Below are 13,119 nucleotides of genomic sequence, written 5' to 3' on the forward strand. Positions count from 1 at the left end.
TACCTGCCCGATCTGGATTGCATCCGGATTACTGATATCATTCCACTCCTGTAACTGCGCAACGGTTACTCCGAATTTCACAGCGATCGAACTCAGGTTATCTCCCGACTGTACCGTATAGGTGCTCGCTCCACTGCCTCCACCGTCTTCAGGGGCTTTCACCCGTAATACCTGGCCGATTTGAATCGCATCTGGATCGCTGATATTGTTCCACTCCTGTAGCTGCGCAACGGTTACTCCGAATTTCACAGCAATCGAACTCAGGTTGTCTCCCGACTGTACGGTATAGGTGCTCGCTCCGCTTCCTCCACCGTCTTCAGGGGCTTTCACCCGCAATACCTGGCCGATCTGGATTGCATCTGGATCGCTGATATTATTCCACTCCTGTAGCTGTGCTACGGTCACACCAAATCTCAAGGCGATGGAACTCAGGTTGTCTCCCGACTGTACGGTATAGGTGCTCGCTCCACTGCCTCCACCGTCTTCAGGGGCTTTCACCCGTAACACCTGGCCTATCTGGATTGCATCTGGATCGCTGATATTATTCCACTCCTGTAGCTGTGCAACGGTCACACCAAATCTCAAGGCGATGGAACTTAGGTTGTCTCCCGACTGTACCGTATAAGTACTGGATTCGCCACCGTCTGAATCACCGGGATTGCCCTCCTCATTTCCATTACCGGTTAAATAGTTATACCAACCTATGGCCATATCAGCACGCTCCGGGTGGAGATCTCTCGGTCGTTCAAAGTTCCTTTCAAATGCTCTTGCCGCTAAAGCAGGATCTTGTAACTGCGTGAATTCCTCGGGTGAATATGGATACTCCGGTTTTTCAAAGTACTGGGTGCCGCTGTACATCTGCCAATTAAGGAGCTCCAATTGCGTATGAATACTGCGATAATCGCCTTCTATTCCTGCATCTTGAAGCAGTCGTTGAATATAGTCAACACCTAACTCAGATCGATCCTCGCTGCTTGTCCATTGAACCAATCCATAACCCCGGCCATTGGATATTTCAGGAATATCCGGCATGATGTATGATTCTTGTTCCATGTTTCCGAGTAGACCGGAAATTGCTGCAATGGTCCAACCCTTCTCCTTAAAATACTCTGTAATAATTTCTACGTTATCAATTTGTTCTTCCGTATAGCCATTTCTTGAAGGATAATCTGGTTCACTCGGTTCTGGAGCATCATCCTCAGACAGTTCATCTCTGAAACTGTTCCAACCAGTCCAATTGCCATCTTTATTCAAAAACTGTGGGCAATTTTTACGACTTGCATCATAATGGCGGACGACATTCTCGAACGACACATTATATTTAGCCTGAAGCTCTTGAATTAGACCAATTGCATTGCTAATGGTTTCTTCATGAATATATTCTCCGCTTTCGACAATCATTTCGACCCCGATGGAATTGGCATTGGTAATTCCGTAAATACCGTTCCCATCTCCACAGTGCCACGCGCTGTTGGATTCTTCCACTACTTGATAAATAGATGTTCTGTCGACAAAATAGTGTGCCGATGATTGTCTGTCACCGCCCCCGAAGTAATCTGCATTATTTTTAGCCGTCTGCCCTGGTATCCCTACATCGTGAACAACGATATAATCTACTGTGCTCCCATTACGACTGGAAAAATTGTACTCTGAAATTTGTCTAGTAATACTTACCATAGTCCATAACACTCCTTGTAAAATAGTTTTGTAAAAGCTTTTACAAATCCATCTTACATTGGGGATTAGTGGAAAAAACCGCGATAAACTAATACATTTCTCCTGAAAAAATCCCAGAAATATTCCCAAATAACTCTTTATCGGTTCGAAATTTGTCAGGTAAAAAAACATAGCTGAACGAAAGATTTCCGCCGACTCTCATTTCTAATGGTAAAAAAAGAAACAAGGACATATCACCTTTTGTCCTTGTTTCTCCCTTAGTTACTTATAGTCTTGGATTAAAGTCAAACCATATTCGCCATCATAAGATACATAATTAACAGAATCTACATGAATGTTGTTATTTTTTTCAGTCAAATCATCCATTATCTTTTCTGCCAGATTCATCATCGTATCAATTCTTTCATCGGTTTCTCCATTTTTAAGGGCTCCTGTGATTTCTTCATCACTTTCTTTGGTATCCGGAAGTATTTTAACCATATATTCTGTTTCTCCGGTGTCTTCATTTTGCCAGGTTTCTGTTGTATAGTGGGTGTTTTCAATAGCATATTTTTCATTTAGATAGTCTTCTATATCTTTTCTATTACTAGCTGACTCATCCATATATGCTTCCGTTTGTTCATCTGGAGTTTCAGTGTCTGACTCATGATCAGCCTCTGAGTTGTTTTGATTCTTTTCAGCCTCGGACTCCGTTTCGTCTTCCTCTTCTTGTTTCTTGTTGTCCTGATCATTTGAATCCTCATCAGGTGTATTCGAAGAATCCACACTTTCTTCCTTCGTTGATGTATCAGGGGTTGACGATGTTTCATCATTTGCTTTGGAACAAGCTCCTAGTGCAATCAGCAATAGCAGTGCCACCATAATCCACGAAAAGAACTTCATTTTATTCATTATGTAATTTTCCTCCCATCCCATGTGCCCTAGCCTAATAACCAAGTATCTAAGTCGTAAACTATCTTTTACATGCAGAATAGGGCGATTTTTGCTATATCTTAAGTTTACCAATTAAGCAGGTAAGAAAGCTATAAGCAGAATTACTTAAATTACCATTTAGACGAAAAACAGGATGGATGGGCTTTGCACTTCATTTTGGTCTCTTCTGACCCGTTTAACCATAACAATTAATGTAATATTATCCCAAATTATTGAAAAAACTCCGCAAAGCAGTTTACAAAATTAAACAACTCACTTCTTTAATTTATATAGACCAAAATCAGGATGAAGGAAAGGGGACTTTAAATGTTTTTTATTAATTTGGAAAAGCAAGAACGCAAAAAAATGATCAAGATCATTGAAAAACACCTAAAGAACTACCACAATTATAAGGTGGCAGCCATTAACATAAAAAAACAGTTAGAACGTTTGTTACCATCACAAAGAAGTACGGAAGGCACAAAAATCGGTATCTCCACCAAAGGCCTTGAAAAATTGGAGGATGAATTAACGGAATTGGAAATATTGATGGAATCGATAGAACGGGCAATAGCGGAGTTGTCCCCTATTGAAAAGGAATTCATCCAATACCGTTATTTTAACAATTGGTCGATCGATAAATCCGCCATGGAAATTGGCTATAACGATAAGGCCCTATTCACGATACGTAATCAGGTAATGGACAAGCTTATTATTAGCCTGGGTGGATTGGTGTTCGCAGAGTTTCCCGAAGAAACAAGAAAAATCAATTAGCATGTTTGCATGTGAGAAGAATACTTGTATTCTTCTCATTTTTTTGTCTTCCCCTCTATTGTCGAGATTTCGCCCCCATTCCATAATCACTGGACAGCAATTTTTACATTTGGTAATATTAAATAGTTACTCTGAGTAACCATTACCCTTGGTAACCATTTGAATAGAGGTGTTTCCTATAAAACCCGCTCAAAAGTTTTTCCATGACTTAATTTTGTTATACCGCCCTTTTGAAAATCAATTGAACGTGCAGCTCCACAAACATCAGCTGCATCGATCCCAGTGGACGATTTTGTACTATTTATATAATCACGGCGCTTCAACCGCTGTCGAGATTTCCCACTATCAAGGCGTAGAGAAACCTACGGTGACCAGAACGATCGCCCGTCTGGAGGATTCTGGCTACGTAGAACAAGTTGCCGGCAAAGATAAACGTGAAAAGCCTATGCGATTGACAGAGCTTGGGACCCGCGTGTACGAAGAAGTCCGTGTAACCATCGATCAATTTGAACAGGATATTTTGAATGGCATTTCCGAAGAAGAGCAGCAGGAGACAATTCGTATTATGGAACAAATACGTAACAACCTAACAAAGTAAGGAGAACAACCAGTGAATACAAAAGCAAAATTATGGACGAAAGATTTTACCATTGTTTCTTCAGCAAACTTTTTCTTATATCTAGTCTTTTATTTATTGTTGGTCACCATGGCCGTTTATGCCGTCGAACAGTTCGGCGTTTCAGAAAGCCAGGCAGGACTTGTGACTGGAGTATTTATCATCGGAACGCTGATCGGCCGGCTGTTTTTAGGAAGAATGATCACCAAAATCGGCAACAAAAAAATGTTGTATGCGGGACTGATCTTCTTTATTTTGACATCCGCCTTATATTTTATTGATACCGGCATTACCTTTTTGCTTATCACACGTTTATTGCACGGAGTCGCCCTGGGGATGGCGAGTACCGCGACGGGTACAATCATCGCGGAAGTTATCCCGGAAGAGCGGAAAGGCGAAGGAATCGGCTTTTACAGCATGAGTATTACTTTGGCTACAGCAATTGGCCCTTTCATCGGGCTGTATATGAGTGAGCATACAAGTTTCCAAACGATATTCGGCTTTTGCCTGGCATTAAGCATCATCAGTTTCCTGATTGCCCTGTTTGTCCATGTACCGGTAGTGAAAAAACCGATGAAAACAAAGGAAAAAGCAGGCTTTACGTTGTCCCATTTTATCGAGCCAAGAGCTTTGCCAATCGCATTGGTTGTGCTGTTATTATCACTTGGCTATTCCAGCGTACTGTCGTTCATCAATTTTTATGCAATCGAAATTGATTTGGTTCAAGTGGCCAGTTTGTTCTTTGTTGTCTATGCGGTAGCCATTTTGGTCTCCCGTCCTTTCACTGGTCGTTTGATGGATGTGAAGGGCGCCAACTGGGTCATGTACCCGACATTTGCTTTATTTGCAGCAGGATTGCTTCTATTAAGCACAGCAGGAAACAGTTTCATCCTGTTATTAGCTGGCGCTCTGATCGGTCTCGGTTTTGGTAACATGCAATCGACCACGCAAGCCATTGCTGTCAAGGTAACCCCAACGCACCGGATCGGATTGGCGACTTCCACCTATTATATCGCACTGGATGCAGGGCTTGGTTTTGGTCCGTATGTACTTGGGTTGATCATCCCATTATCCGGATACCGCAACCTGTATATTATGATGGGATTGTTGGTGATTGTAACGACGGCGATTTATTATTTCATGCACGGTAAGAAGGAACGTTCACTTTTGATGGAGATGAATCCCATGGAAGCGGGTAATTCGAAAGCGAATTGACTGTGAGTAACCTGATAGATATCTAGAAGCACTAAAAAAGCCTGATCTTTAATGGATTGGGCTTTTTTCTATTTAGCATCATCTGCCGAGAAAATAAAGATGACGACTGATATATAATCAAGCTATACAAATATTTAGTTTAATGCTAAACTAAATAAAAGGTTTAACATTAAACCTTTTTCCGCGAGACGTTATCTTGTTAATAGGTTGTTCAAAAATACCTGGCAAACAATCACGTAAGGGAGGAAGACTTTTGACACAAAATAATATTTTCAAACTAATTCATACCATCCAGGAAATCAACAATGAGAATATTATCCGATTCACCAAAGCATTCTCCTATCCTCTGGGAATTTCACCCATACTAGTTTTAGCGGAATTAAGCTCGAAAGGTCCTCAAAAACAAGTAGAGTTAGCCAATACCCTTGGCTATACCAAAGGTGCAATGACCAACATCGCTGCCAAACTGGTTAATTTAAAGCTGACAGAGAAGGTAAATGTTGAGAATGACCGGCGGATTACACAGTTGGAGATTACTTCTGAAGGGGAAAAGGCTCTAGAGGAAGCCCAGGGAATTGGCCAAAAATTATTTTTACAGCATTTTAATGTTCTGGATGAAAAGGAAATCACTCAATACTTGGAGATCCAGGAGAAGCTATTAACAGGGATAAAAGAACAAAAACAATCATAAAGGAGGAAATACATATGGGGAGAGTAAACGGAAAGGTTGCGATTATTACAGGAGGAGCACGGGGAATGGGCGCGGCTCACGCAAGGCTGCTCGAAAGCGAGGGTGCCAGAGTGGTGATTGCAGATATCCTTGAACAAGAGGGGCAAGCGTTGGCAACTGAAATCGGGGATCATGCAAAGTTTGTCAGACTTGATGTCACCAATGCTGCAGATTGGGAAAACGTTGTTTCTGAAACAGAATCGACGTTTGGGCATGTTAATGTGTTAGTGAACAATGCCGGAATTACAATGAATAAATCTATCGAAAAAATTTCCGAAGAAGAATACAGAAAAATCGTGGATATTAACCAGGTGTCTGTTTTCCTAGGCATGAAAACCGTTGCGCCTGCTATGAAAAAACAAAATGGCGGCTCCATTATAAATATCTCATCTATTAACGGCCTCGTTGGTGGAGCTATCGGTTATACGGACACAAAATTCGCAGTCAGGGGAATGACGAAAGCGGCGGCACTAGAATTGTCTCCTTACGGTATACGCGTAAATTCAGTCCATCCTGGTGTAATTGAAACGCCAATGATAGCACAAGAAGATTCAAAAGATGCGATAAAAGAGTTTTCCAAACATATACCTAATCGAAGGGTTGCCAAACCGGAGGAAGTATCAAACCTTGTACTATACCTCGCTTCAGAGGAATCAAGTTATAGTACCGGCGCTGAATTTGTAATTGACGGCGGCTTGACTGCCCAATGAAGTAACGAAGCAAAAAAGCCTGATCTTAAACAGATCAGGCTTTTTCATTCATTTATTTTAACCGGAACGTATCAAGACGGAAATTCCCGTTAAAGGTTAGATAAACATCATGTTTTCCAGCCAGTTTTTTCACTTTCGTAGTGACCGTTTCCCAATCCTGCAATCCGCCGGTTTCAGGGACGTCAATTGTACCTGCCAGCTTTCCGCTGACCGGATCATTGAGACGCAGTTCTATGGTACCGCCGCCTTTATTGCTTGCAACCCGCACTTCCAACTGGGAAATCCCTTTAGAGAACTTCACATTCTTAAACGCAGTCCAATCGCCGGTGTCTATTTCACCGATAGCTTCATAACCCGACTGTGATTCTTCGACAATCTTGACACCGCTGTAATCATCGTAGTTTTCCGCATTGGTGACTTTCGTCAAATCCCTCGGCGCAACCTTTTCTCCATCGACCTTCAAGGTCCCTTTTAATTTGAGGTTTTCAGAAGACCTGCCGACCATGATATCGAAGGTACCGGACTCTACGACATATTTATCCTGTGATACATCCCAGAATGCCAATTCGCTGGCAGGCAATGTAAATGTAATAGTTTTTGTCTCGCCCGGTTCCAGGTGAATCCGTTCAAAGCCTTTCAGTTCTTCAATCGGCCGTTTAACACTCGCCTTTTTGTCATGTACATATAACTGAGTAACTTCATCACTTGCTATTGATCCAGTGTTCGTAACGTCTGCCCGGACGGTTACTTCGCCATCGTCTTTGATATGATGGGAATTCAGACGCAGGTTGCTATACTCGAAGACTGTATAAGTAAGACCATGGCCAAACGGATAGAGTGGCTCCCCTTCAAAGTATTGGTAGGTTCTTTCCCCTTTGATGATGTCATACTCCATGATATCCGTAAGCTGGTCTACGCTTTCATACCAGGTCTGGTTTAATCTGCCGGCAGGTGCGTAATCGCCAAATAATGCGTCAGCTATCGCGTTTCCTTCCTCTTGTCCGCCATGTGCTGAATAAAGAATTGATTTCACATTTGGATGGTTTTCAATTTCCGGCATCGCCATCGGATAACTGGACACCAGCACAACAATCGTATTTTCGTTCACTGCAGCCACTTTTTCAATTAATTCTTTTTGAGACGGTGGCAGGATAATGTCTTCACGGTCGATCGTCTCGCGAGCATTCAGCATTGTCTGGTCCCCGACAACGACGATAGCTGTTTCTGCATCCTTTGCAGCTTTTTGTGCTTCTGCTTCACCGTCCACTACTACCGTTTGTTCAAACTTTTCTGTGTCTCCTGTCACGGATTGTTTAGTTGCTGTCAATGCATGAGGCGCTTCCTCCCCCACCGTGACATACCTTCCGCCTTCAAGTCCGGTATCCCAGTGGCCTGTCTGGTAGTTGTAAAGTGCGAAGCTTCCATCATCTTGTTTTTCATAATTATAATTTTGGTAGGTGAACCAATCCTGTGTTCCCGGCCTGTTTTCCTGCCTTCCCGGTGATGTTTCATTGTTCACGACATCGTGAGAACCATTTTTATTGGCCACATATTTATCATTTGCATGGGAACGAAGCAAATATTGATCCCATCCAAAATCATACAGGGAGAAGGTTTCATTTTTACCAATCTCGTCAGCATTTGCTGCCAGGTTCATATCTCCATCCGGTGATGCTGTTACGTATTGGCCAGTTGCCTTCGATTGAAGCGCAATTTGATCAACCCCGCGTGAAAAGTCTACTCGATCGCCCCCGACTTTTTCTTTTACCCCGTCCAGGGTTGACACTGTGTAAGGAAGCGTACCGCTGTAGAAATCATTGAAAACCTGATCAGCCAACGGACCAATCACGGCGACTTTTTCTTCCCCATCCTTGTTCAGTGGAAGTGCTTGTTGGTCATTCTTCAACAGCACCAGTTGTTCGCGGGCGGTTTCCAATGCCAGCCGTTGATGTGCTTCACTGTTGATTACATCTTCATCGATGGATGCGTATGGATCAAGCTCAGGACCGTCAAATTCGCCTGTCCGGAAGCGTACTGTCAAAATATTGCGGATTGCTTTGTCGATATCTGATTCGATCAACAGACCTTGGTCTAAGGCATCATGAACCCATCCTGTGACAATCTCCGAATTGTCATCCTGGTCGGTAAAACTGTCTACCCCTGCTTTTATCGACAATGCTGCCGCTTCTGCATAGGTGTCCACGTATTGATGATCATTGACCAAGCCGGAGATATCTCCTGCATCACTTACGACAAAGAAATCATCCGCCCATTCGTCTTTTACAACATCATTGATTAAAGGGCTCAAGTTAGCCGGCTTTCCATTAATTGCGTTATAAGCAGGCATCATGGACAATGCTGCCCCCGATTCAATTGCATATTCAAACGACTTCATCTGGTATTCATTTAAGTTTCTTGGATCCAGACTGGAAGAACTCGCTCCCCGGTTTTCCTCATTGTTATATCCGAGAAAATGTTTTAAGGTCGGAATGGTTTTGACATAAAAAGAATCGGAACCTTTCAGACCATTGGAATAAGCAGTCGATATTTGACCAGCGAGATACGGATCCTCCCCGTATCCTTCTTCATTTCTACCGGCTCTCGGATCACGCTGTAGATCGACAACAGGTGCCCAAACCGATAAACCTACATCTTCAGGGTACTTTTTGTGGAAGGCACGGACTTCATCACCAACCGCAGATCCAACTTCCTTTATTAATGATTTATTCCATGTATTGGCCAAACCAGTTGCCTGGGGGAACACTGTCGCTTCACCGAGCCAGGACACGCCGTGCAGCGCTTCTGTTCCGGTCCGGAACGATTTTATTCCCAACCTTGGGATAGCGGGCTGATATTGGTGCAACAATGAAACTTTTTCATCCAATGTCAGCCTGGATAGAAGGTCGTCCACCCTTTTTTCCAATGGCAGGTTAGGATTTTGAAATGAAAATTCATAGGCTGGATGCTCCGCATGAATGGTGTCTGCTTTTTCAGCGGGAAAGCCCTGTGCAACCAACACTAGGATTAACAACAGACTAAGACTGACTTTCCAACATTTCTTTAAAATCATATAAAGCCTCCTCTTCTGGTTTATAAATGAATCTGAGAGAAATCGTTTACATTCATTTGTTTTATTTTCATACCACCTCCTTCTATCAGGGACAACAACCTGTTTCTCTAAATGAATAGAATGAAAGCCAGGTGATAAAGAAACCACCGTTTCCAATTTTCTAAAAGAGGGGGTCTTTTATTCGTTGAAAACGGTGGCCAGCTATTCTTGTTGTCTAGCTCTTGTCTGATAAAGAGTGTTCAGTATTCATTAGAGAGTGAGCACCACCTCCTTTGAGTCTTGCAGGTTGAGACAAACACCGTCCGCTTGTTTTTCCCATTCACCTGCTGAAGCCGAAACTATCGAAGTAATTCCTTTTAAAACAATAGAATAGGAAAGCTGCTCCATGTCTGTGCTGATGGTGATTTGGTTGCCGTCACGGACTGCTTCTACTTTTCCTTTACGATTTCCAGTTGAATCAGTAATGACAGTATTTGCTTCCTGCCCGTCGTTCAGCTGGTAAATGACAAAGGATACCTCCTCCGTATAATTGTAATCGGGCCGGTCCTTAACTTTGCCTACCGGCAGGATGGTGTTTTCCTTTACGAACAGCGGCAGACTCATATAGTTATAGTGTCCCTGGTGCCAGGAACCACCCTCGACTACTTCATTCGTCAGCAAATGGGTCCATTTTCCATGCGGTAAGTAATAGGAAGCGATTCCTTCTTCATTAAAAATCGGAGCTACCAGCAAGGAATCCCCCAGCATGTATTGTTGATCGAGTACATGGCTGTTCCGGTCCTCAGGAAATTCGAGTATCATCGGACGCATGACTGGCACACCTGTCTGCTGATTTTCTACTGCTTTCGCAAACAAATACGGCATCAGGCTGTTTTTTATTTGAGAAAAATGCCTGGTCACTTCCACCGCTTCTTCATCGAAAAGCCATGGGACACGATAGGACTTACTGCCGTGAAGGCGGCTGTGGCTGGATAACAAGCCGAACGCCGTCCAGCGCTTAAACAAATCCGGGGTCGCCGTGTTTTCGAAGCCGCCGATATCATGGCTCCAATATCCGAAACCGGAAAGTGTAAGGGAAAGTCCGCCGCGCAGGCTTTCTGCCATCGATTCATACGTCGCATCACAGTCACCGCCCCAGTGGACCGGGAATTGCTGGCCGCCGGCTGTGGCTGCTCGTGCAAAAACAACCGCCTCGCCTTCCCCTCTTTCCTGCTTCAACAAGTCGAACACCACTTTGTTGAACTTGTACGCATAGTAATTGTGCATGCGCTTTGGATCCGAGTCGTCAAAATACACGACATCAGTCGGTATGCGCTCACCGAAATCGGTCTTGAAGGTGTCGACCCCCATATCCAGCAATGATTTCAATTTACCGGCATACCATTGACAAGCGTCCGGGTTGGTAAAATCGACAATCCCCATTCCTGCTTGCCACAAGTCCCATTGCCATACATCGCCGTTCTCCTTTTTAAGCAAATAGCCATTAGCAGCCGCTTCATCGAATAAGGGAGACTTTTCCGCGATATACGGATTGATCCAAACACAAATTTTAAGTCCTTTTGCCTTCAAGCGCTGCAGCATAGCTTCGGGTTCCGGGAAACAATCCCGATCCCACTCAAAATTGCACCATTCGAATTCTTTCATCCAAAAGCAGTCGAAATGGAACACGCTTAATGGAATATTACGTTCTGCCATCCCGTCTACAAAATGATTGACCGTTTCCTCGTTATAATCGGTCGTAAACGAGGTGGTCAGCCATAAGCCAAACGACCAGGCTGGGGGCAGTTCCGGTTTTCCGGTTAGTTCGGTATAACGGCCCAGTGCCTCTTTTGGTGTCGGCCCGTCGATCACATAGTAGTCCAGGAGCTCCCCTTCCACACTGAATTGGGTCTTGGAGACCGCTTCGGAGCCAAGTTCAAAGCTAACATTTTCCGGGTGATTGACAAACACGCCATAACCGCGGCTGCTTAAGTAAAATGGAACGTTTTTATACGACTGCTCCGAGCTGGTTCCCCCATCCTTGTTCCAGGTTTCAACAACCTGCCCATTTTTAACAAATGGCGTGAACCGTTCCCCCAGCCCATATAAACTTTCCCCGACACCAAGGTTTAACTGGGCACGCATATAGCTTTCCTTTTCCGGTCCTTGAATCCAGGAGATCCCGTTCGCCTCCATATGCGTCAGTGGGGTCTCGCCATGTAAGAACTGTATATGGAATGGGTTGCGTTGAATTCTTACTTGCAGGGAACCGTTGGAAACGAGCACCTCCTCCCGTGTCATTCCTGTTTTCAACGAGACTTCTTCAGGGACTACATTAAAATCGGGGCCCCGGTGCACTTCTCCTTTATGATGCCAGGCTTTTACACGGATGACATTTTCGACTGGCGCGGTCAACTGAATCGTCAGTGAAGGGATATTCAATGTATCCCCGCGGTGATTGATTTCTTTGCAAGGGGCAAAAAGGGTCACTGTGTTATCCTCTATTTTCACGTCACGGACGATTCTGGGAAAATGAATGTCATATCCTTCTCTGGTAAGCCAAAATCCATTGGTAAACTTCATCTGCTTCTACACTCCTAACTACATTGATTGCTCTATTTGATCGACCCGCTGACCAGGCCTTTCACAAGTTGTTTCTGCAGGATGACAAAGATCACGATAACCGGCAATACCGATACGGTAGCAAACGCCATCAAGTCATTCCACTCGATTCCATAACGCCCGATTGCATTGTATATCCCTGCCGTCAGCGGCCATAAGTCCTGGTTCCGGTTAAATGTCATACTGAAGATTAAATCTCCCCAGGAAAAGAAAAAGGATATAGCTGCACATACTACGATGCTTGGATACGATATCGGAACGATGACACGTATAAAGGTTCTGAACCGACCGCAGCCATCGATGCTTGCCGCCTCCTCCAGTTCTTTGGGAATCCCGAGGAAAAAGGTCCGCAAGATCAATACGGAAAACGGGACACCTAGTGTGGCACAAGTAAGCACCGGCCCCCAATACGTGTTCAGAAGACTTAGGTTGTTAAAAACGATGAACAACGGCGTCAAAATGACGGTCGCCGGCAGCATTTGCGTGACAAGGAATAATAAAATCATTGGATTTTTTCCTTTCACTTTGAATCTCGCCAAACCGTAAGCCGAAGGCACCGCCAGCACCAATACCAGAATCGTAGCTAAACCGGCGATCATAAAGCTGTTCAGGAAATATTGGCCGACATTGTCTTTAAAAATATCAATGAAACTGGTGAACTGAAAGTCTTTCGGCCAAAACGTCGGTGTAGACTGAAAGATTTCGGATTGGCTCTTAAAAGCCGTGATGATCATCCAATAGACGGGAAATAAAAAGATTAAGACGAAAAGGATCCCTAAACTATTCAACATCCATTCTTTTCTCCTCTGCATGC

At 43.9% G+C, this 13,119-nt stretch carries 10 protein-coding genes; 5 read left to right on the forward strand and 5 right to left on the reverse strand.

Translation table 11 applies throughout. The features are described 5' to 3' along the window. Both BLR82_RS21215 and BLR82_RS16175 read right to left on the reverse strand, forming a co-directional pair. Window positions 1-1,677 (reverse strand): phage tail tip lysozyme (locus BLR82_RS21215; RefSeq protein ID WP_074600510.1); only part of this gene is annotated, 1,677 nt, incomplete at its 3' end. Between the two features lie 261 nt (window positions 1,678-1,938). Continuing rightward, entirely contained in the window at window positions 1,939-2,568 is a 630-nt protein-coding gene (locus BLR82_RS16175) for a hypothetical protein (protein ID WP_074600511.1), read from the reverse strand. A gap of 348 nt (window positions 2,569-2,916) precedes the next feature. Here BLR82_RS16175 and BLR82_RS16180 point away from each other — a divergent pair, with 348 nt between their 5' ends. From BLR82_RS16180 to BLR82_RS16200, 5 genes are all read left to right on the forward strand, one after another. Further along, window positions 2,917-3,363, forward strand: coding sequence for a hypothetical protein (locus tag BLR82_RS16180; RefSeq protein ID WP_074600512.1), 447 nt, complete (start codon window positions 2,917-2,919; stop codon window positions 3,361-3,363). 247 nt (window positions 3,364-3,610) lie between these two features. Continuing rightward, a complete protein-coding gene (locus BLR82_RS16185) occupies window positions 3,611-3,961 on the forward strand; it encodes a MarR family winged helix-turn-helix transcriptional regulator (RefSeq protein ID WP_245693846.1) in 351 nt (116 codons plus the stop codon). A gap of 12 nt (window positions 3,962-3,973) precedes the next feature. Next, window positions 3,974-5,194 (forward strand): MFS transporter, encoded by a 1,221-nt coding sequence (locus BLR82_RS16190; RefSeq protein ID WP_074600513.1) that lies wholly within the window; start codon window positions 3,974-3,976, stop codon window positions 5,192-5,194. Window positions 5,195-5,447: 253 nt separating this feature from the next. Then, the gene (locus BLR82_RS16195; RefSeq protein WP_074600514.1) at window positions 5,448-5,885 is read left to right on the forward strand and encodes a MarR family winged helix-turn-helix transcriptional regulator; all 438 of its coding nucleotides are present in this window, start codon (window positions 5,448-5,450) and stop codon (window positions 5,883-5,885) included. A 14-nt stretch (window positions 5,886-5,899) separates the two neighbouring features. After that, window positions 5,900-6,634, forward strand: a complete 735-nt coding sequence (locus BLR82_RS16200) for a glucose 1-dehydrogenase (RefSeq protein ID WP_074600515.1) — start codon at window positions 5,900-5,902, stop codon at window positions 6,632-6,634. A 52-nt stretch (window positions 6,635-6,686) separates the two neighbouring features. On the opposite strand, the gene BLR82_RS16205 is transcribed toward BLR82_RS16200, so the two are convergent. From BLR82_RS16205 to BLR82_RS16215, 3 genes are all read right to left on the reverse strand, one after another. Then, the gene (locus BLR82_RS16205) at window positions 6,687-9,704 is read right to left on the reverse strand and encodes a glycoside hydrolase family 3 protein (RefSeq protein WP_083334908.1); all 3,018 of its coding nucleotides are present in this window, start codon (window positions 9,702-9,704) and stop codon (window positions 6,687-6,689) included. 249 nt (window positions 9,705-9,953) lie between these two features. Beyond that, complete coding sequence (yicI, locus tag BLR82_RS16210) at window positions 9,954-12,266, reverse strand: alpha-xylosidase (protein ID WP_074600516.1); 2,313 nt, start codon at window positions 12,264-12,266, stop codon at window positions 9,954-9,956. A gap of 32 nt (window positions 12,267-12,298) precedes the next feature. Then, complete coding sequence (locus BLR82_RS16215) at window positions 12,299-13,117, reverse strand: carbohydrate ABC transporter permease (protein WP_074600517.1); 819 nt, start codon at window positions 13,115-13,117, stop codon at window positions 12,299-12,301. Between the last annotated feature and the right edge of the window lie 2 nt (window positions 13,118-13,119).

This window comes from Sediminibacillus halophilus, assembly GCF_900103695.1.
Classification (GTDB): domain Bacteria; phylum Bacillota; class Bacilli; order Bacillales; family Amphibacillaceae; genus Sediminibacillus; species Sediminibacillus halophilus.

What these genes read in the sequence shown, in the direction of transcription:
- BLR82_RS16175 (WP_074600511.1), bottom strand. Translation starts at nt 2,568, where the DNA reads ATGAATAAAATGAAGTTCTTTTCGTGGATTATGGTGGCACTGCTATTG.
- BLR82_RS16180 (WP_074600512.1), top strand. Translation starts at nt 2,917, where the DNA reads ATGTTTTTTATTAATTTGGAAAAGCAAGAACGCAAAAAAATGATCAAG.
- BLR82_RS16200 (WP_074600515.1), top strand. Translation starts at nt 5,900, where the DNA reads ATGGGGAGAGTAAACGGAAAGGTTGCGATTATTACAGGAGGAGCACGG.
- BLR82_RS16205 (WP_083334908.1), bottom strand. Translation starts at nt 9,704, where the DNA reads ATGATTTTAAAGAAATGTTGGAAAGTCAGTCTTAGTCTGTTGTTAATC.
- yicI (WP_074600516.1), bottom strand. Translation starts at nt 12,266, where the DNA reads ATGAAGTTTACCAATGGATTTTGGCTTACCAGAGAAGGATATGACATT.
- BLR82_RS16215 (WP_074600517.1), bottom strand. Translation starts at nt 13,117, where the DNA reads ATGCAGAGGAGAAAAGAATGGATGTTGAATAGTTTAGGGATCCTTTTC.